Origin of the sequence: Algoriphagus zhangzhouensis (genome assembly GCF_900148515.1) — a bacterium.
Classification (GTDB): domain Bacteria; phylum Bacteroidota; class Bacteroidia; order Cytophagales; family Cyclobacteriaceae; genus Algoriphagus; species Algoriphagus zhangzhouensis.
This window is the reverse complement of sequence record NZ_FRXN01000005.1, coordinates 192407-211980: the sequence shown is the minus strand read 5'-3', so window position 1 is coordinate 211980 and position 19574 is coordinate 192407. Positions and strand designations below refer to the sequence as shown.

General features: G+C 38.2%; 19 protein-coding genes. 15 read left to right on the top strand and 4 right to left on the bottom strand.

The window, feature by feature from the left end; genetic code table 11:
• Window positions 1-14 precede the first annotated feature (14 nt).
• The 3 genes from BUF13_RS17090 (at window position 15) to BUF13_RS17080 (ending at window position 2361) form a co-directional block, all read left to right on the top strand.
• Complete coding sequence (locus BUF13_RS17090; RefSeq protein WP_073573030.1) at window positions 15-437, top strand: BrxA/BrxB family bacilliredoxin; 423 nt, start codon at window positions 15-17, stop codon at window positions 435-437.
• A 255-nt stretch (window positions 438-692) separates the two neighbouring features.
• The gene (locus BUF13_RS17085; protein WP_073573029.1) at window positions 693-1979 is read left to right on the top strand and encodes a citrate synthase; all 1287 of its coding nucleotides are present in this window, start codon (window positions 693-695) and stop codon (window positions 1977-1979) included.
• A 121-nt stretch (window positions 1980-2100) separates the two neighbouring features.
• Window positions 2101-2361 carry an acyl-CoA-binding protein gene (locus BUF13_RS17080; RefSeq protein ID WP_073573028.1) on the top strand — a complete coding sequence of 87 codons (261 nt, stop codon included), beginning with the start codon at window positions 2101-2103 and terminating at the stop codon, window positions 2359-2361.
• 53 nt (window positions 2362-2414) lie between these two features.
• On the opposite strand, the gene BUF13_RS17075 is transcribed toward BUF13_RS17080, so the two are convergent.
• The 3 genes from BUF13_RS17075 to BUF13_RS17065 all read right to left on the bottom strand — a co-directional run bounded on the left by BUF13_RS17075 (window position 2415) and on the right by BUF13_RS17065 (window position 5097).
• Entirely contained in the window at window positions 2415-3278 is an 864-nt protein-coding gene (locus BUF13_RS17075) for a hypothetical protein (RefSeq protein ID WP_073573027.1), read from the bottom strand.
• 80 nt (window positions 3279-3358) lie between these two features.
• Window positions 3359-4348, bottom strand: a complete 990-nt coding sequence (locus BUF13_RS17070) for a bile acid:sodium symporter family protein (protein ID WP_073573026.1) — start codon at window positions 4346-4348, stop codon at window positions 3359-3361.
• 2 nt (window positions 4349-4350) lie between these two features.
• On the bottom strand, window positions 4351-5097 hold the full coding sequence (locus BUF13_RS17065) for a TrmH family RNA methyltransferase (RefSeq protein WP_073573167.1): 747 nt from the start codon (window positions 5095-5097) through the stop codon (window positions 4351-4353).
• 49 nt (window positions 5098-5146) lie between these two features.
• Here BUF13_RS17065 and tamL point away from each other — a divergent pair, with 49 nt between their 5' ends.
• From tamL to BUF13_RS17040, 5 genes are read left to right on the top strand one after another with little or no spacing between them, the layout of a single operon-like run.
• Entirely contained in the window at window positions 5147-7543 is a 2397-nt protein-coding gene (gene tamL / locus BUF13_RS17060) for a translocation and assembly module lipoprotein TamL (protein ID WP_073573166.1), read from the top strand.
• Between the two features lie 4 nt (window positions 7544-7547).
• Complete coding sequence (gene hemF / locus BUF13_RS17055) at window positions 7548-8459, top strand: oxygen-dependent coproporphyrinogen oxidase (protein ID WP_073573165.1); 912 nt, start codon at window positions 7548-7550, stop codon at window positions 8457-8459.
• Window positions 8456-9031, top strand: a complete 576-nt coding sequence (locus BUF13_RS17050; protein ID WP_073573025.1) for a phosphatase PAP2 family protein — start codon at window positions 8456-8458, stop codon at window positions 9029-9031. The genes hemF and BUF13_RS17050 overlap by 4 nt, the downstream gene beginning before the upstream one ends.
• Before the next feature lie 8 nt (window positions 9032-9039).
• Window positions 9040-9618, top strand: a complete 579-nt coding sequence (locus BUF13_RS17045; protein ID WP_073573024.1) for a Crp/Fnr family transcriptional regulator — start codon at window positions 9040-9042, stop codon at window positions 9616-9618.
• Between the two features lie 52 nt (window positions 9619-9670).
• Complete coding sequence (locus BUF13_RS17040) at window positions 9671-10891, top strand: MFS transporter (protein WP_073573023.1); 1221 nt, start codon at window positions 9671-9673, stop codon at window positions 10889-10891.
• On the opposite strand, the gene BUF13_RS17035 is transcribed toward BUF13_RS17040, so the two are convergent.
• The gene (locus BUF13_RS17035) at window positions 10888-12288 is read right to left on the bottom strand and encodes a sugar porter family MFS transporter (RefSeq protein ID WP_073573164.1); all 1401 of its coding nucleotides are present in this window, start codon (window positions 12286-12288) and stop codon (window positions 10888-10890) included. The two genes, BUF13_RS17040 and BUF13_RS17035, sit on opposite strands and share 4 nt — an antisense overlap.
• Window positions 12289-12451: 163 nt before the next feature.
• Between BUF13_RS17035 and BUF13_RS17030 the strand changes: the two genes are divergently transcribed.
• The 7 genes from BUF13_RS17030 to BUF13_RS17000 all read left to right on the top strand — a co-directional run bounded on the left by BUF13_RS17030 (window position 12452) and on the right by BUF13_RS17000 (window position 19446).
• Window positions 12452-12784, top strand: coding sequence for an ArsR/SmtB family transcription factor (locus BUF13_RS17030; protein ID WP_073573022.1), 333 nt, complete (start codon window positions 12452-12454; stop codon window positions 12782-12784).
• 39 nt (window positions 12785-12823) lie between these two features.
• Window positions 12824-13300, top strand: a complete 477-nt coding sequence (locus BUF13_RS17025; RefSeq protein ID WP_073573021.1) for a DUF6428 family protein — start codon at window positions 12824-12826, stop codon at window positions 13298-13300.
• Window positions 13301-13526: 226 nt separating this feature from the next.
• Window positions 13527-13946 (top strand): low molecular weight phosphatase family protein, encoded by a 420-nt coding sequence (locus BUF13_RS17020; RefSeq protein WP_394345367.1) that lies wholly within the window; start codon window positions 13527-13529, stop codon window positions 13944-13946.
• 33 nt (window positions 13947-13979) lie between these two features.
• The gene (locus tag BUF13_RS17015) at window positions 13980-15116 is read left to right on the top strand and encodes a BamA/TamA family outer membrane protein (RefSeq protein WP_073573019.1); all 1137 of its coding nucleotides are present in this window, start codon (window positions 13980-13982) and stop codon (window positions 15114-15116) included.
• On the top strand, window positions 15097-15510 hold the full coding sequence (locus BUF13_RS17010) for a helix-turn-helix domain-containing protein (protein WP_073573018.1): 414 nt from the start codon (window positions 15097-15099) through the stop codon (window positions 15508-15510). The genes BUF13_RS17015 and BUF13_RS17010 overlap by 20 nt, the downstream gene beginning before the upstream one ends.
• A 392-nt stretch (window positions 15511-15902) precedes the next feature.
• The gene (locus tag BUF13_RS17005) at window positions 15903-17069 is read left to right on the top strand and encodes a hypothetical protein (RefSeq protein ID WP_073573017.1); all 1167 of its coding nucleotides are present in this window, start codon (window positions 15903-15905) and stop codon (window positions 17067-17069) included.
• A gap of 4 nt (window positions 17070-17073) precedes the next feature.
• Complete coding sequence (locus BUF13_RS17000; RefSeq protein ID WP_073573016.1) at window positions 17074-19446, top strand: OmpA family protein; 2373 nt, start codon at window positions 17074-17076, stop codon at window positions 19444-19446.
• Window positions 19447-19574: the final 128 nt, after the last annotated feature.

The following is a 19574-nucleotide window of genomic DNA, read 5'->3' as shown; positions in this document are numbered from 1 at the left end:
AAAAATTAAATAATATGTACCCTGAAGAACTAATTGCTCCAATGAGAGCAGAACTTTCCGATGTAGGATTTGAAGAGTTTAGAACAGCAGAGCAAGTTGCTGAGCATTTAGGTCCAGATCATAAAGGAACCACCTTTGTGGTAGTTAATTCTGTATGTGGATGTGCTGCTGGTGCTGCTCGCCCAGGTGTAACTTACGCTTTGGAGGCTTCTGATAAAAAACCAACTACTCTTGCTACTGTATTTGCAGGTAATGATCGTGAGGCAGTTGCTAAATTCAGAGAATTGGTTCTCCCTTACCCTCCATCTTCTCCAGCAATGGCTTTGTTCAAAGATGGTGAATTGGTTCACTTCATTGAGCGTCACCATATCGAAGGAAGAAATGCTAAAATGATTGGAGACCACCTTGTTGAGGTTTTCGGGCATTTCTGTGACTAAAATCAAAATCAGCCCTTCGGGGCTTTTTTTCATGAATATTTTGAAAAAAATGAGATTTTCAGGATTTCCTTTTATAAAATCTTAGTCCTCAGATAGTCTATTTAGGATTTTCAGGATATTTGCGATTAAAAAATTATTGAATTCGAATTAATATATCACCCGTTGCATAATAAAAACCTTAAAAAATATGGGATTTTATTAACTTAAGGCCATCTTTTAAGGTTTTCTAAAAAACGCAATCCAAATTCTTATAAAATGTCTGATTCCGCCAAGCTGTCCTATAACGGACAAGATTTTGAATTCCCAATTACTGTCGGTACCGAGAATGAAGCTGCAATTGATATTGCTAAGCTGAGAGGCTCAACCGGCTTGATCACCCTTGATCCGGGCTACAAAAACACAGGTTCTACAACCAGTGCTATTACATTTTTGGATGGAGAGGAAGGAATCCTCAGATATAGAGGATACAGAATTGAAGATTTGGCAGAAAAGTCAACTTTCATGGAAGTTGCATACTTGTTGATTTATGGCGAATTGCCAACTCAAGCTGAGTATGAAGCTTTCACCAAAGAAATCACCCATCATACCTTGGTACATGAAGACATCAAGAAGATTTTGGATGGTTTCCCATCCAATGCTCACCCAATGGGCGTATTGTCTTCTTTGATCTGCTCCTTGTCTGCATTCTACCCTAACTCTTTGAATCCTAACAGAAGCAAAGATGAAGTAAATATGAGCATCATCCGCTTGCTAGCAAAAATGCCAACTTTCGCTGCATGGGCTTACAAAAACGAAATGGGACATCCGGTGAACTACCCAGACAACACCTTGGATTATTGTTCCAATTTCTTGAAAATGATGTTTGCACTTCCTGCTGAGAAATACGATGTAGATCCAGTAGTTGCAAAAGCTTTGGATAAATTATTGATTCTTCATGCTGATCACGAGCAAAACTGTTCTACCTCCACCGTAAGAATCGTTGGTTCTTCCCAAGCAACCATTTACGCTTCCATTTCTGCTGGTATCAATGCTCTTTGGGGACCGTTGCACGGTGGTGCTAACCAGTCTGTAATTGAGATGCTAGAGGCCATCAAAGCTGATGGTGGAGATGCGAAAAAATACTTGGACAAAGCAAAAGACAAAAACGATCCTTTCAGATTGATGGGATTTGGACACAGAGTTTATAAAAACTTCGATCCAAGAGCGAAAATCATCAAGAAAGCTGCTGATGATGTATTGGAAAAATTGGGTGTTAACGATCCTGTTTTGGAAATTGCCAAAGAATTGGAATACGCTGCCCTTCATGATCAGTACTTCGTAGATAGAAAGCTTTATCCAAACGTAGATTTCTATTCTGGCATCATCTACAGAGCACTAGGTATCCCTACTGACATGTTCACTGTCATGTTTGCTCTAGGTCGTCTACCAGGCTGGATTGCTCAGTGGAAAGAAATGAGAGAGAATGGCGAACCAATCGGTCGTCCTCGTCAGGTTTATGTAGGTGCAAATGAGCGTGACTACGTTTCTATGAACAAGCGATAAGCCTCCTTCAAATAATTTGAAGCCAACCTCTTAATAGGTTGGCTTTTTTTATACCCAAAATGTAATGTTTTTCAATTTTTGAATTCATATTTGGAAACTAGAAATCATAATTTGAGTTTACATGGAAATCACCAATTTAGAGGACGCTGCAGCATTGACTAAGAAATTTACAAGCCGACCTTCCAACGAGGAGTTATTAAAATTATATGGCCTTTACAAACAAGCTACAGAAGGTGACAATGAAACTGAAAGACCGGGAGGTTTTGATTTCAAAGCTGCCGCTAAATTCAATGCATGGCTCAATTTCAAAGGGAAAAGTAAAAGTGATGCAAGTGATGAATACATCTCCCTGGTAGAGGAATTGTCCACTAAATACTTGTAAAGCAAAAAGCCTGAGAATGAATCTCAGGCTTTACTTTTTACCCTTTAAAAATTTTATTTCTTTCCATATTTAGAACCAAAAGGTGTCCTTTTGAGCATATAATCTACGCTTCCTTTGTAAGCATCTGTTCCAGTTCCAAAGGCATGACGTGAATTTGAATATAAATTATCACCTCGGTCATTAAACATCCTCAAATCAACCATGGTATCATATTCGATATTTGTTGAGGAGCTGGAGGAGCTAAAAACACTTCCTTTATTCCTTTTTGTATCAGAATTTTTATCCGTTTTCTGAGAATAAGTCGAAGATCCAGAAGTATAAGTGGTAGCCCCTTTATTAGTCACTTTTACCGATCCAAAAATTATAAATTCCACACCTAAAAGTTCTGCAATTTCAGCAGGTGTAAAAGAATCGATATTATCCTGACTCAAATTATTTTTAGCCAAGATAGCATTGGTGGTCAGTGGATCTTGAAGAGAGAGGCTCCCGTATTCATTTCTGACTGTATTCGCAGCTTGATTTTGTGTAAATGTTCGCAATTCATCTATTGTAAGGCCTGGGTCATTAGAAATGATTGCAAATGGCAAAACCGCTATTTTATTATGTCTTTCAGCGGAACTGCCGGCATGAGTCCCATCTGTTGGCAAATCCGAAACATTCTCTTCAAATGATTGAATCCGGCCACTCGCAAATTTGATTTGAGAGATATCAGTTTTAGGGATTTCATAGTCAAAATCCTCTCCGATATACCGAAATTTCACTATGGTCTCTGTTATACCCGTTACCTTTACTTCCCGATTTTCTCCATTTCTCATCACCACTATATCCACTTTCTCCTGGGCATAAACAGATTCAATATTAAATAATAATCCAAAAGAAAATAGTATAACTAACAAATATTTTATTGAGTTTTTCATCTTTTAAGAACTTTTATTTTACAAAAGATAAATATTAATAAATATTTGATCAAGTAAGGTCACTCAAATGATACCTGGAACTATTCGGTCTTCCTTGAAAAATATTGGGCAATTGCAGATCCAATGATCAATTGTTGGATGTGATAAAGCATCACTGGTAATAGAACTAAGCCTAGCATCGCTGGATCTGGAAAAAGAATTTTTCCAATAACTACTCCATGGACCAAAGATTTTTTTGATCCACAAAAAAGAGCAGTAATTCGATCTTTTAAGGTAAATCCAAGTCCTTTGGACACAAAAGATATCACGGTCCAAATAAATAAAAATAGAGAAAGCATAATCCCTGCAATCTCAAGCAAAGTTTCTGTTTTATAGGGATCAAAAACTCCCTGAGAAAAGGAATCTGAAAAAGCTGTAAAAACAATCATCATAATTACAGTTTGATCCACATATTTCAATTTTTTAAGATGATTTTCGATCAAAGGAAATATCTTTCCATGAAATAAAACGCCCAAGCAAACAGGAAGAATTACTTTGAAAGTCAATTCCAGAATAGTGGGCATCATGTCAATCTCCATTCCACCGGTGCTTTTTCCCAAAAAACCCATCCAAACAGGTGTAATGAAAACACCCAATAAACTGGAAATACTTGCATTGAAGATGGCTGCAGGCATATTTCCTCCGGCAATTGATACCATGACCACAGAAGCACTCACAGTCGATGGTAAAGCAGAGAGGTAAGTAATTCCCAATTTAAAATCATCATCTATCCATGGGATCAATCGCAACAGAAAAAAAACTAAAACCGGAAAAATGATGAAAGTGATGCTCTGGATCAAGACATGCAGTTTCCAATTGGATAGGCTTTCTCTTAATTGTTTGGGATCCAATTTCACCCCATAAAAGAAAAAAACTAAAGCAATTCCCACATTAATAATTGATTTCCAAGGGAATCCACTTTCAGAAGATCCAATCGAAGGGAATAACCAAGCCAAAAATATTGCTCCAAATAAGCCTAAAAGAAACCCATTAATCCCTACTTTTTGAAGCAGTTGAATTAGTTTTTTCACGATTACGAAATAAGTCGTTTGAAATTGTCACAAAAAACAGCAGTAGCGATTGCGACATTGAGAGATTCGGCAGATCCAAAAGCCGGAATGGTTATTTTTTGGGTAACCAATTCCCCAACTTCTTGGGAAATCCCCTTTGACTCATTACCCATTAAAATCACTCCCGGTTCAACTTTAGATAATTTATGAATATTTTCTCCTTCTAAAAAAGCACCATAGACAGGGAGATTCCAGCTCTTTAGGACTTCCTCCAAATCCGAATAGAAAAAATTAACCCGAGTAAAAGAGCCCATAGTGGATTGGATCACTTTGGGATTGTAGAAATCTGCCGTCTGCTGCGAAAAAACAAGGTTTTTAATTCCATACCAGTCAGCAATCCTAATAATAGTCCCCAGATTTCCAGGATCCCTAACATCATCCAATGCTAAAATCAGTTCATCATTCGAAGGAATAAACCCTTGATTATCTTTCATCCGAACTACTGCCAATGCCGAATCATTACTTTGGTATTGACCAAGTGATTCTAACTGTTTTTGAGTGGCTTGAATAACTTCTATCTTGGATTTGGAAATGAGGGTATGATTCTTGTCCAAAAAACTATCCGTAGCAATCAACAAATCCGTTTTGAAATCTGATGAAAGGACCTCCACGACACTCTTTTCACCTTCCACAAAGAACTTACTGTGCTCAGATCTGTATTTCTTTTGATGTAAGGATTTTATAAACTTAACTGTATTTTTGCTAAGCATTCCGTTTGATTCTCCCAATTTGAAATTATCCAAATATATACTTTTTCTTTTGCTGCTAGGGCTATGTCTGGGCTGTTCCCTGACCAAAAACCTATCAGAAGGCGAATATGTTGTATTTGATGCAGAAATCGAAGGATCAGACAAATCTGATGAAGCTGCATTAGCTAATTTGAATCAACAGGAACCCAATTTTCGAATCCCTCTTTTGAATGTATCTCCTGGAGTTACCATTTATAGAATTGGTAATTCTTTTTATGACAAGGAGAAGATCACCCAGAAAAAAGAAGATGCACAAGAGGAATTGAGTCAAATTACTGCACAACTAGATACCATTCCCGGAGACAGAAAGCTCCAAAAAAGGCAGGAAAAACTTCAATCTAAAATTGAAGGCTATACCAAGAAGGAAGAATACGGAAATGGTTTGATGAGAACAGGAAACCCAGTGACGAAATTAGACAGCAATCTTGTCGAAGCTTCACAAAAAAACATGGCTGGCTATCTTCAAAACAATAGTTTTTTTGATTCCAAGACTGATTTTACTGTTACCACTAAGGGCAAGAAGGCATTCATCACTTATCAATTAACAGAAAACAGTCCATATCTGGTAGATTCTATTTTTACCAAATCAGAAAATACAGAAATCCAAAAACTTCTTAAGTCATCTGCTGATCGATCCAATTTACGAGTTGGGAAGCGATATGCTCAAGATGACATAATTGCTGAGAGAAACCGGGTGGAAGAGTTATTAAAAAACAATGGCTTTTTCATGTTCTCAAAGTCCTATCTGGAGTATAATGTCTATCAGGATACTACAAAAAAGGAAGTACAAATTGAACAATTGATACGCCAGCCGACTTTTGCAGATAAGCATGAAATCTATACGATTGATTCGATTAATTTTAGAATAAACCCACCATCTGATGAGTTTGCAGATGCGCAAGTCAAGGGCGAATTCAATGACATTGATTTCAGTTTTTATAGAGATAGATATTCTGAGCGAATATTAGCTTCAAGGGTATTAATTAACAAAGGTGACAAATACAGCAGGTCCTCAGTAATCGAAAGTCAAAGGCAATTGAGCAATTTGGATCTCTTCCGTTTTGTAAATATCACTTTCGACACTTTAGGCACTTCCCTTACAGCAAATATTTTTACACAACCTGCTCAAAAGTATCAGTTGACAAATCAACTTGGTTTGAGTGTGACCGAACAACTACCAGGGCCATTTTTCAGTACCTCACTTCGAAATCGAAATTTCTTCCGAGCAGGGGAGATTCTGGAATTCAATTTTCGAGCAGGACTAGAAGGAGTGGCGTCAGCAACCAACCAAGGGGTTTATCAAAGTAAAGAACTCGGCGTTTCGGCTTCCATAATCTTCCCAAGATTCTTAATTCCATTTGCTCCCAGCACCCTTGAAAAATACGGTAGATACAACCCTAATACCAGGACCCAAATAGGATACAACTATACTAACAGGCCTGAATACACCCGAAAAGGAATTAATGCTTTGCTTTCGTATAACTGGGCCACAACAAACAATCGGCAGCAGTTTACAGTCAACGTAGCGGACATCAACTACATACGTACTCCCAAAATCACACAGGAATTTTTGGACGTCTTGGATAATTTGGCCAACCAGGGAAATAATCTAATCTGGTCCTTTCTCCCTTCTTTTGTAAGTAGTTTTTCCGCTCAATCAATCATTAATTTCAATCAATACGGAAACTGGAAAACCCGTCCTTCTTCCCTTTTAAAATTATTTGTGGAAAGCGGCGGAACCACCTTGAACTTTCTGGATGTCCCTAGCAACAGTGATGTTGAAAATATTGATTATGCGAATTTCCAATGGTTGAAATTTCAGGCGGATTTCAGGAGGTATTATCCTCTAGACCAAAAACAAACTTTTGCTTATAGGTTCAATTTTGGAATAGCACAGCCCTATGGAGTCAGTGCTGGTATTCTTCCCTATGAAAAATACTTCTTTGCCGGTGGTGGTACCAGCATCAGAGCATGGCAAGCCAGACGCTTAGGACCTGGAAGTTACAAGCCCCAAATCGGAACTGGAGGAAGATATGATTACGATTTTGAGCAACCAGGAGAAATGATCATTGAGTCAATGTTCGAATATCGCCGTAACTTGTACGGGTATTTCGATATGGCTTTGTTTGTCGATGTCGGAAACTCATGGGTGATTGGCGCAGATCTGAGCCGTCCAGGAGCTGACTTTAGATTTGACAGATTTTATAAAGAATTCGCTGTCGGGACAGGGTTGGGATTAAGAATGGATTTTGATTTCTTGATCATCCGTCTGGATTTAGCAACCAAAGCCATAGATCCATCTGAACCTGAAGGTGACAGATGGGTTTTGGACAATATAAATTTTAAAAGACCTTTTGGACTCAAAGGCCAAACGGTTCTCAATTTTGGGATTGGATATCCTTTCTAAGAAAATGAGCAGAAGAAGTAAAGAAGAAATAGCAGAGATCTACAAGGGAATACAGGATCACATTACCTGTGAACTTGAGAAGCATGATGGCCAAGGTAAATTTCGAGAAGACGCTTGGCAAAGAACTGGTGGCGGTGGTGGTAGGACTAGAATTTTCGAAGACGGAAAAATAATAGAAAAGGGTGGAGTTGCATTTTCTGCAGTCCACGGTCCGACTCCTGATAAGATTCTAAAGAAATTAGGACTGGAGAAAGCAGAATTCTTCGCCACAGGTGTTTCAATAGTATTGCATCCCAAAAGCCCTATGGTTCCGATCATCCACATGAACATTCGATATTTCGAAATGGATAATGGAACACATTGGTTTGGTGGTGGAATAGATTTGACCCCGCATTACATCGTCCCTGAAGATGCTCGTTATTTTCACCAAGAAGTCAAAAAAGTCTGTGATCAATTCGATCTAGAATATTATCCAAAATTTAAAAATTGGGCTGATGACTACTTCTTCGTGAAACATAGAGATGAGACTCGGGGCATTGGCGGTATTTTCTACGACAGGCTAAGTGCGGAATCAGATGAGCACTTCGAAAAAATCCTTCAATTCAGTTTGGCAATTGGGAGATTATTCCCAGATGTATATGGTCATTTCATGAATAAAAACTCTGAAATTCCTTTTGGAGAAAATGAAAAAGCTTGGCAAAACCTGAGAAGGGGTAGATATGTCGAGTTTAATTTGGTTTGGGATGCCGGCACCAAATTCGGTCTGGACACCAATGGTCGAACAGAAAGTATTTTGATGAGTATGCCTCCTGTGGCAGAGTGGACTTATATGCATGAACCTCAAGAGGGAAGTCAGGAGGAATTCACTCTTCAAAATCTAAAAAAAGGCATAGATTGGCTTAATTTTCATCAATGATCGAAATCTTAAAACAATGGGATGAGGAACTTTTCCTCTGGTTGAATTCCTTTCATTTTGATTGGTTGGATCCAATCATGTTTCAAGCTACAGAAACTATCACATGGTTTCCCCTCTATGCTTTTTTGATTTATAAAATCTATAAAATTGACCCTAAGAACAGTTGGTGGGTATTTGGCGGAGTAGCTATGACTATTTTGATTTCAGATCAAGTCACTTCCGGGATCATGAAACCATTTTTTGAAAGACTTCGCCCATGCCATGACGATAGATGGGAAGGAGTCATACACAATTATGGCAGATGTGGTGGTCTTTATGGCTTCGTTTCATCCCATGCTGCTAACACTTTTGGTTTGGCAGTTTTCTTAAACCGAAAACTCAAAGGAAAAATAAAAGGCCTGAAATGGCTATATCTATATGCTGCCTTTGTGAGCTATACACGTGTTTATTTGGGCGTCCATTACCCCTTTGATATTATTTTAGGAGCAGCAGTAGGAACAGCAGCCGCTTGGTTGAGTTGGTTTTTGATTGTGTTTGTCAAAAGAGAAATATTGAAAAAAGTCCTTAAATAAAACAAGACATGAGGCAGGTTTTGGATTCATTCTTTTCGTATTTGGAAAACATCCAAAACTTGACTCCTTCCTCAATAGATCGCCTGGCAAGACTTAGCTCTGTAGTCAGATTGAATAAGAATGAGATTCTACAACAAATTGGCAAAACTTGTAGAACAATTTACTTCGTAAACCATGGAGCGGCTAGAATTTTTTATTACAAAGACGGATTAGAAATCACAGAATATTTTGCTTTTGAAAAGGATTTAATCATACGTGCAGAATCTCTATTCACAAATCAACCCAGCCAAAAAGGAATCATTTGCATGGAGGATACAGAATTCATCTCTATTCCTTCAGAACCCTTATTTAGCTTATTCGACAGTCACCACGACATAGAAAGACTTTTTCGAAAATTAATTCAAAACGCCTATGTAGAAACTGTCCGACGGATAGAACTGATACAGTTTAATACAGCAGAAGAGAGATACCAAGCACTACTTGCTAATCATCCCGAAGTCCTTCAGAAAGTACCTTTAAAGTTCATCGCCTCCTATCTAGGAATCACCCAAGTAAGCTTAAGTCGAATACGCGGCAGCCTTTCCTGATTTTTTAACATATGTAAAAGGAAAGGTTTTGGGATAGGCAGAAATTTGCAATATGAATTCTGTCCTTATTCAGCCTAAACTCGGACTAAAAGGAAACTGGAAGCAATTTTCTCTTTTGGTTTTAATCAATGGTTTTGTTGGAGCCATGGTAGGACTCGAGCGTTCAATTTTCCCACAATTCGCTGACGAAGTTTTTGGAATCACATCTGAATCTGCAATCCTTTCTTTCATCATCATATTTGGAGTCTGTAAAGCATTCAGCAATTATTTTGCAGGCAGGCTTGCAGATCGGATTGGTAGGAAAAATCTGCTTGCAATAGGTTGGACTTTGGCGTTACCTGTCCCATTAATCCTCGCCTTTTCAAATTCTTGGACTTTTATCCTTTTTAGCAATGCAATATTGGGCATAAGTCAGGGTTTAACATGGAGCAGCACTGTGGTGATGAAAATCGATTTGGTGGGAGAAAAAGAAAGAGGGCTAGCCATGGGGTTAAATGAGTTCGCTGGCTATTTGTCAATAGGGATCTCTGCTTACTTAACAGCAATCATTGCCGATCAATTTGGAATTCGTCCCTTTCCATTCTTGATTGGAATTGCAATTTCTTCGGTTGGACTTTTTTTATCGATATTTTTCGTAAATGACACTGGTTCTCATGTACAATCTGAGCTATATACTAAAAGTCTGCCTAAACAAAAATCTCTTTTTTGGAAGACGACATTTACCGACAAAAATCTTTCCTCAATCACACAGGCGGGGTTAGTCAACAATCTAAACGACGGGATGATATGGGGACTTTTCCCCATATTCTTGACTAAAATAGGATATGGACTTACAGATATCGGAAGTCTTGTGGCTATTTACCCTATGGCATGGGGTTTTGGCCAGTTAGCTACCGGAAGATTGGCTGATATCTATTCCAAAAAAAGAATTTTGGTCATTGGGATGATTGCTCAAGGATTGGCTATCCTATTGATACCATCCTCATCTAGTACTATTCAAATAGTCAGCTTGAGTTTGGTTTTGGGATTGGCAACAGCCATGGTTTACCCCACTTTTTTAGCTGGAATAGCTGATTATACACATCCCGTCCAACGCGCAGAAGCCATCGGGATCTTTAGGCTTTGGAGAGACTTGGGATATGCATTCGGAGCGGTTTTTTCTGGATTAATTACCGTACAAATTGGAGTTGAATTCAGTATAGCTGCGATCGGAATACTAACTCTATTTTCAGGATTGTTGGTATGGCTTAGAATGCCTGGCAAAACGAATTAAGACAATTCTTTATCCAGCTCCTCAAGTGATTTTCCTTTAGTTTCAGGCAAAACTTTCCACAAAACCAAAAATCCAAAAGCACAAATTGCTCCATAAAGCCAAAAGTTATTGGCCCAACCCAAGTTCTCTTTGATTGCTGGAAAGAAATAAGTCAGTGTAAAATTACCTACCCAATGGGCCAAAGCGCCTATGGAAATAGCGGCTCCCCTAACTCTGGTTGGAAAGATTTCTGACAATAAAACCCAAAGTAAAGGGGCCAATGAAATACTATAAAACATCACATTGGCTAAAACTAAAACCACCACTGTAGCTCCTCCTAAATCTGCATAGAAGGAATATCCTATAGCGCCATACAAAAGCGCCATTGCGGCCAAACACCACAGCATAATGGACTTGCGACCGTATTTATCTACAGTCGCCAAAGTCACAAACACAGATGCTACCATTACTCCACCTATCACCACTATATTGAGCATCATCTGCTTCAGCGTAAATCCAGCAGCCTGGAAAATATCAGCAGCATAATAGATCACGACATTAATCCCACTCCATTGTTGAAGGAAAGCCAAGAATATCCCCAAAGCCAACAGCTTCAAGATTTTTGGGTGAAACAAGGCTTTTAGATTTACTTGAGATTCATCTCCATTGGATAAAATAGCTCTAGTCTCTAGAATGCTATCCTCGGCATATTCTTCCCCTCCCATCTTTTCCAAGATCTTTCTTGCTTTATCGACTTGACCATTTTTAATCAACCATCGAGTACTTTCGGGTACAAAGAACAAAAGGATAAAAAACAGCGCCGCAGGAATTACTTCTGCTCCAAACATCCACCTCCAACCGACTTGGCCGTTCCAGCTTTGAGCGATTTGGTCAAATGTAGCCTCGTCAGTCAACTGAGTATCCAATAAAGAAATTTGCCAGTTTACGACTTGAGCTAGCAAAACTCCGATCATGATTAGCAACTGGTTGATTGTAACCATTCTCCCTCTCCTCTCAGCCGGAGACATTTCTGAAATGTAAAGTGGAGACAGGTTCAGGGCTATTCCCATCGCAATCCCACCAATGATTCTATAGAAATTAAAAAACCAAAATGTATCTGCCAATGCGGTTCCTATTGCTGAAAGAGAGAATAAGAAACCAGAGAATATTAATAAGCGCTTTCTACCCAGACGATCACTTAGGAAAATACAGAGAGTGGCTCCAACCATACAGCCAACCAATGCTGAGCTAGTTCCCCAGCCTTGATCTGCAGAGCTCGTGATATTAAAAAATGGCTCATAAAATGACTTAGCCCCTCCTATCACCACCCAATCGTATCCAAATAAAAATCCCCCAAGAGCAGCAGTGAGGGAAATGAGCCAAATATAAGTTTGATTATAAGGATAAGCTTTGGTCATGTCAGGTGGGTTTATTTGAAAAGTAAAAAATACGGGAAATTCCCGATCAGGCAATCCTGCTCTCCCCTTTCGCAAACCTGAAATCAAAACTCAATCTCAGATTTTACCTAAAAATTTGTATCCAAATAATTTAATCGTAATATTGCAATATATAATCTTCAACATGGGAGTTACTCAGAAACATTTATTCACTGATCAGCAAAATGAATTGGCGGCTTTAGCTAAGGCAATCGGGCATCCTGCAAGAATCGCCATTCTTCAGCATCTCATTCAATCCAATACCTGTATCAATGGAGATTTGGTTCAAGAAATAGGATTGGCTCAAGCAACCATAAGCCAACACCTAAGGGAGCTTAAAGAAGTAGGTCTTATTCAAGGAACAATTGAGGGTACAAAAGTGAGCTATTGCATTCATCCCGGAAAATGGAATGAGCTTCAAACCTTATTTGATGGCTTTTTTAAAACCTTCGACAAATGCTGTAACTCTTCCTGTTAAAAAAATTTGAATTTATTCATCGTAAAAAACCGACAAACCATGAAGCTATCAGAAGCAAAACAAATCCTAGCACATTCCCAAACCATTCAATTTCTTTTACCAGATGGAAGTTTGGTGCCCAGTCATTTCCATGTAACTGAAATCGGACTAATTGACAAGCATTTCATTGATTGCGGTGGTACGTTAAGAAATGAGCAAAAAGTGAATTTTCAATTGTATAGCGCCAATGACTACGATCACAGGCTCCATCCAGAGAAATTGATTCATATTATTGAGCTTTCAGAAAAAGCTTTGAATATTCCTGACTTAGAAATAGAAGTGGAATACCAGGGAGAAACAATTGGGAAATATGGACTAGGTTACGATGGAAAACAATTTGTCCTTGAAAGCACCAAAACAGACTGCTTAGCCAAAGACAAATGTGGAATTCCTGCCAGTAAACCTAAAATAAGACTTTCAGACCTTCAGAAAAGCAAAGATATTTGCTGCGAACCAGCAAGCGGATGCTGCTCTTAACCCAAAATCGATGAGCCACGATCATTTCGAAAAACTACTTGACACGATTCAACAGGCAAAAAAACTTCCAATTTCATCCGAAAGAAAAATGGAATTGGAGGTTTTGGTTGTTTATATCATAGATAAAAACAAACTAGGTAAGACTCCGAAGTTAAATTTTATCTGCACCCATAATTCAAGAAGGAGCCAATTTTCCCAAGTTTGGGCTAAAACAGCTGCTTCCACTTTGGGAATAGAAATTCAAACTTTCTCTGGAGGAATTGAGGAAACAGCTTTTAATGAAAGAGCGGTTGCCGCTCTAAAAAGGCAAGGATTTCGAATTGAGACAAATTCAAAAACACCAAATCCTCATTACTTTATAAGCTTTTCAGAACTTGAAGCACCTATAGAAGCCTTCTCGAAAATCTATAATGAAGCACCAAATCCATATGAAGAATTTGCAACTGTAATGGTTTGTGGCCATGCAGACGAAAATTGCCCGATCATTCCTGGTGCCGAAAAAAGAATTCCACTTCGATACGAGGATCCCAAAAAATATGATGGAACAAGCCTTGAAACTCTCAAATATGAAGAACGCTCTTTACAAATAGCGTCTGAAATGCTATTTGTTTTTTCAAAAGTTAAAGGTCAAATTGATGATAAATAAAGCCTTAATTATTTTTTAGGCACTCTATCATTTATGAAAAAGCCAATACTATTTATACTTTCTCTTTTTCTACTTTATAACACTCATGCTCAGAGTACTAAACAAAAACTTTCGTTTAAAGATACTTTAGACGGTAAGTTTGATTTTAGTAGTTTTTTATTAGATGCTAATGGCTTTATCCCCGTACCACAATTAATAACCGAACCTGCACTTGGAGGCATTGGATTCATGTTGGTTCCAGTATTTATACAAACCAATAAATACCCTTATCCAGATCGATACACTCCTCCAACTATAACAGCTGTTGCGGGTATGTATACTGGCAATAAATCTTGGATGACTGCTTTAACCAGATCGGGTGCAATTACAAAGCATAACCTCAAATATCAATTGACGGCAGGTTATGGTTCTATCAACCTAGATTTGTACCGAGAACTACCAATCATAGGAGAACAAAAATTCGCCTTCAATTTTAAAACCCTTCCTATTTATGGAAACATTCTAAAGAAGCTGGGTAATTCAGATTTTTATGCAGGATTTCAATATCTATTTCTTAGCACTGAAGTCAATCCAAAATTCTTAACAGCAGGAGAGAATTTACCTTCATTCATTCAAGAAGGCTCATTAAAGACCACTCAAAGTAGTCCTGGAGTAATCATAAGGCTCGATAAACGAGATAATATTTTCACACCAGACAAAGGGACTTTTTTCCATGCTGACTTCAGATTCAATGCCGAATGGACTGGTGCAGACTTCCACAATCAATCACTTAGAGCCTATATCCTCCAATATTTTCAATTGAAAGAAAATTGGATTAGCGGTTTTAGACTGGAAACCCAACAACAATTTGGTGACGTACCCTTCTACTTAGAATCAGGCCTTAACATGAGAGGAGTACCTTCTGCCCGTTATCAAGGAACCTCCACCTATCTTTTTGAAACGGAACAACGCTATGATATAAGTTTACGATGGAGTGGAATAGCTTTTGGGGGAATTGCCAAAGCGGTTCCAAAAAACAAGACTTTTCAAGAAGCCCAATGGGTGCACAATTATGGACTAGGAGTCCGCTATCTAATGGCAAGATTATTCAAACTTCGGATGGGAGTTGACATCGCTTGGTCTAATGATAATTTCGGATATTATATAGTTTTTGCTTCTGCTTGGAGATAGAGGAAATTCAACTCTTAGACCTCAAAAACCCATAGACACGGAAACAGAATTCATTTGCAGTCATATTAGTGAGGTAGTTAAAGAACAAAAGCTTTTCTTGACCCAACGGTATTCTATCAACGACCTCAGTAAGGACACAGGAATTCCAGTTTACAAAATATCTCGAGCGATCAATTCTTGCAATCAAACAAATTTCAATCAATGGATCAATCAATTTAGAATAGAGGAATTTCAAGTTTTAATTGAACAAGGTTATCAAGATCAGCTCACATTGGATGTGATTGCCGAAAAGTGCGGATTCTCAAATCGAGCCACTTTTATCTCTGCATTCAAGAAAGTAAAAGGAGTAACCCCAGGAGTTTATATTAAAAATCAAATGACCCCAATTTCCTAAAAATATTTTTCCTTAAACAATTAAGTCTGAAATCAGGTTTCTTTATAAAAGTTTAATACTAGGTCTAAAAGCTACTACAAGAGAACTCTGAATACCTTTATTTTCTAAAACTAACTACCCTTTGAAACTCTTGATTATAAGATAAGATCAAGTTTTTATTGAACTTTTTTAGTAAATTTCATTCTAAAAGTATTTTTCCCATGCTTTATGAAACTTCTCATAGAAAGCTTGCTATTTTTACTAAGGAATGCTCTGATCAAGGGCAAATCGGGTTAGTTCTTATTAAAATTTTTGGAGGTTTAAAATCACTTATTCAGAATCTCCGCTTCGACAAATACTTAGTATTTAAACTTTTATAAACCCAAATCAAAAGATTAACAATTTTCAAAAACATGAAAAAACTTCTACTTATCCTTTTAGTTTGGAGCCTATCCCAAACTCATTCTTGGAGCCAGGAGGCCATTTCAAGTATCAACCTTGATCTTATTCAGAATAAGATCAATGGAGGCTTACCTCTCCCATCAGAAGAAAAATTCTATGTTCAAGGAGCGATTCCTAGCACTATTGAATTGGTGAAAATCGATGTATATCCTTCGAAAAAATCGAAAAAATCAGGTTACACTTATTTCTGGAAGGCTCCATTTGGATATAATGAGCTTGCTTTTAGAGTTCTTATTGAAGACCCTTTGAGAGCCAACGATGATTACCACTTGGAAATCGGCTTTTACCAAAAAGCTGGCGTGGATGAGGTGAAAGAACTAAGAGAATTGATCCATACCAACCTTAGTACTTATTTGACAACCATCACATCTGTCAAAAAGGGAGGAATCCATATGGAAGATTCTGATGAGCAAATCATCAATAATCTCAGTAAAATAGTAACCAGAGGGGCATATTATTTTGAGATGCCAACAGCAGTTCCTTTTCCAGGATTTTCAGATTTGACTTTGAAGAAACTAGAGCAAAGGAAAAAACTGAAAATGGGTAAAGCCAAATACAACGTCTCGGGATTAGGTGATGGTGACAATGCTAGAGGCGCTTATGCCAGACAATATTTAGACGAACTGGAAGAAATCATTTTTGCAGAGGTTGATCAATATTTTAGCACCAACTTATTGGCGAGAGTGGATGAGAAAAAATTCCAAAATTATCCAACTGAGAAAAAAGCTAATTCTATTCCAATCAATGTTGGATATGGAGCCATTTCTCTTGCTCAAAATCTTCCACAACAAGAATTTGTATATAGCCCCTATGCAGGAGTATCATTCCCGCTTGGGAACAGAACATTTGCCAGATTTATGAGCAATATGTCTCTAAGCACAGGAATATTTGTCTCAGGAGGTATGGAAAACTCGTTGGGAGAAAAAATATCAGGACCTGCTTTTGACAGGCCAGTTTATGTGGGATTAGGATATAGCTTCTTCCGATTTATCAGATTAAATGCAGGAGGCACTTTTATTACTACCGAAACAGCCGCTGGAGACAACAGAAGCTTTCAGCCATTTGTAGGCGTAAGTGCAGAGTTTAGATTTTGGTTAGGAATAGGAAATAAAAAGTAAGACGATGAAAAAACTAGTATCAATTTTCGCGATTCTCCTTTTTATTTCTCCAGCTTTTGGACAGCAATATGGATACAAATGGAGATTCGGATTTAGCGCCGGTACAACCAATTATTTTGGAGATATCCGCCCTTTAGGAATCAAAAATTTCGATCAATTCACCAAGCTTTATAAAAGGTATAATCACTATTCTGAAAACCTATCCTATCAAGCTTCTATTGAATATGCCTTAGGAAATTCTGTAGGATTGATGTTTACAGCGGGAAGCTATCAGTTTGGTTCAGGAGATCGATTTGTCAAAAATGACGGAACCTTATACACCGAGGGGATGAACTTTGACAGAGCACTGAACTTCCAAACAAATGTGACAGATGCTGGACTTTCATTTGTCATCAAGCCCGATAACAACTGGCTACTTTCTGGAAAATCCTTCTTTGCTCCCTACATAGTTCTAGGCCTTGGAGTTCAGTCTTTCAATGTCTATGGGGACCTTTTGGATGCAGATGGTAATGAATACAATTACAAGAATCTTAATGTTATTCCTGATGGAACTTTTGAAACAAGTTTGAGAGAACTTGAAACAGAAGTAGTTGGCGGATACAATAAAGCTACCATGTATGCCAATCTTGGTTTGGGATTCCGGATTCGAATTGCAAAAGGCATTGAGATCTTCGCCCAATCGGATTTCAAAAGAGCTGCTACCGATTATTTGGATGATGTATCTGGTGTTTACAGAACATCCTATGACAATGATTTTCAGCAATATGCTGCAAAACCAGGCACTAACCTTGTCACACTAGACAATCCATACAGGGGAATGGAAAATGGCAAAGGAGATTGGTATATCTATCATGGCATTGGGGTCAAATTCAGTTTAGGAGCCAATAAAGAAAGTTTCAATCCTCCTGTTATTAGCCAACGATACACCTTTGTTCCTACTGAACTTTCTGCAAAGCAAATGGAGAAAGCTGATTCCACTCAGGTAAATGCTATTCAATCCGCTCCAGTTACCAATAATTATTTTACTGTAATTCAGCTTCCAAGCTGGGAGCAAAATGGATTCATGAGAGATAGCACTGCCATGGATTCAGTGGCTAAAGCTGAGCTTGAACTGGTTCGCGATTCGCTATTAGCTCAAAGAGCGACAGTTCAATCCGATCTTCTTCAAAGCCAGAATCAACTTGCTCAAATTGATGAAACGATAGAATTGGCGAGAAGAGACAGTACAGTTTCTGCAGAAATAACAGAAACTAGAGTCGCTAGTCTTGAAAATGAAAGAAGCATTGCCAATGGTCAACTTACAAGTCTTAATACAATCGATGCGCAAATAGAATTCAAACTAGATTCTATTCAAGCTGTAGAAGTCAATGACGAAGTTCATTATATGGACTCAACTGCCATGATGAAGCAATTATTAATCTATCCAGGACAAGTCAGCAAGATTTTGTATTCCGCCTCAGGACCTACAGAAGTCTATTTGGATAGCCTCTCTGCAAATCAAGATTCAACTCAGGTCATGCTAGCCAGAGCAACTTCCGCAACTGATTCCACCAACTCTGACATGATGTCCAAAGAGGAATTTGAGGAGAAGATGGAAGAATTCAGATCAGAAATGCTTCAAGCTCAAGCAAAAAGAGATTCAGCGATGATCATGGCTTTTGCCTCTCGCATCCCAGAACCGCAAGAGTATGAACCACAAGAAACAGAACCGCAAGAATTGCAGGTAAACACTGAGGCAATGGATGAAAAGACTGCTAAGAAAATGGAGAAAAACCGTAAAAAGCAGGAGAAACTTGAGAAGAAGAACAATGAATTGCTTAAGGATGCCTTGTTAGTAGGAGGAACTGCGGCAGCTACTTCGGCAATTGCAAACTCAGGTGATAAAAAAGCTGCTGAGGAGCAAGCTAGAAGAGATTCATTGATGATGGCTCAAATCAAAGCAGATAGCATCTTGATCGATAGTTTACAAAGAATTACAACTGTAACCCCTACTCCTGACACAGTAGTGGTAGAAAAATCAGTACCTACACTTTCCCATGCATTATTAAACCAAAGCAAAATCGAGATCTTTTTTGGAATTAATCAAACAGGATTGACTTCTTCTGAAGAAGAAAAACTCAAAAAAGTGATAGAGGTATTAAATGAAAATCCTGATTTAGGATTGGAGTTAACTGGTTATGCTGACAATACCGGAACGGTAAGCTACAACTTGCAAATCTCCTCCAAACGGGTAGCCTCAGTCAAAGACTATTTCATTTCCCAGGGAATTGAAGAAAGCCGCATCAACAGCGATGTTGGAGGGCTAATTATCCGGGGAGCTACAAAAGGCTCATCCGACTCAGATAGAAAAGTAGAAGTAAGATTCAGGGAAAATTAATTCCTGAATCTTACTTCTTTTTTGGAAATTCTTTGCTTTCAGAAAATTAGTAACAATAAGTTTATCAAGGAATTTCAAAAGCAATTGAATTCATCGGGATCAAATTGATTTTAGCTTCTAATAGTGGG

Excerpts from the sequence above, each read along its gene's own strand:
- BUF13_RS17090 (WP_073573030.1), top strand. The coding sequence starts at position 15 with ATGTACCCTGAAGAACTAATTGCTCCAATGAGAGCAGAACTTTCCGAT.
- BUF13_RS17085 (WP_073573029.1), top strand. The coding sequence starts at position 693 with ATGTCTGATTCCGCCAAGCTGTCCTATAACGGACAAGATTTTGAATTC.
- BUF13_RS17080 (WP_073573028.1), top strand. The coding sequence starts at position 2,101 with ATGGAAATCACCAATTTAGAGGACGCTGCAGCATTGACTAAGAAATTT.
- BUF13_RS17075 (WP_073573027.1), bottom strand. The coding sequence starts at position 3,278 with ATGAAAAACTCAATAAAATATTTGTTAGTTATACTATTTTCTTTTGGA.
- BUF13_RS17065 (WP_073573167.1), bottom strand. The coding sequence starts at position 5,097 with ATGCTTAGCAAAAATACAGTTAAGTTTATAAAATCCTTACATCAAAAG.
- hemF (WP_073573165.1), top strand. The coding sequence starts at position 7,548 with ATGAGCAGAAGAAGTAAAGAAGAAATAGCAGAGATCTACAAGGGAATA.
- BUF13_RS17050 (WP_073573025.1), top strand. The coding sequence starts at position 8,456 with ATGATCGAAATCTTAAAACAATGGGATGAGGAACTTTTCCTCTGGTTG.
- BUF13_RS17045 (WP_073573024.1), top strand. The coding sequence starts at position 9,040 with ATGAGGCAGGTTTTGGATTCATTCTTTTCGTATTTGGAAAACATCCAA.
- BUF13_RS17040 (WP_073573023.1), top strand. The coding sequence starts at position 9,671 with ATGAATTCTGTCCTTATTCAGCCTAAACTCGGACTAAAAGGAAACTGG.
- BUF13_RS17035 (WP_073573164.1), bottom strand. The coding sequence starts at position 12,288 with ATGACCAAAGCTTATCCTTATAATCAAACTTATATTTGGCTCATTTCC.
- BUF13_RS17030 (WP_073573022.1), top strand. The coding sequence starts at position 12,452 with ATGGGAGTTACTCAGAAACATTTATTCACTGATCAGCAAAATGAATTG.
- BUF13_RS17025 (WP_073573021.1), top strand. The coding sequence starts at position 12,824 with ATGAAGCTATCAGAAGCAAAACAAATCCTAGCACATTCCCAAACCATT.
- BUF13_RS17015 (WP_073573019.1), top strand. The coding sequence starts at position 13,980 with ATGAAAAAGCCAATACTATTTATACTTTCTCTTTTTCTACTTTATAAC.
- BUF13_RS17005 (WP_073573017.1), top strand. The coding sequence starts at position 15,903 with ATGAAAAAACTTCTACTTATCCTTTTAGTTTGGAGCCTATCCCAAACT.
- BUF13_RS17000 (WP_073573016.1), top strand. The coding sequence starts at position 17,074 with ATGAAAAAACTAGTATCAATTTTCGCGATTCTCCTTTTTATTTCTCCA.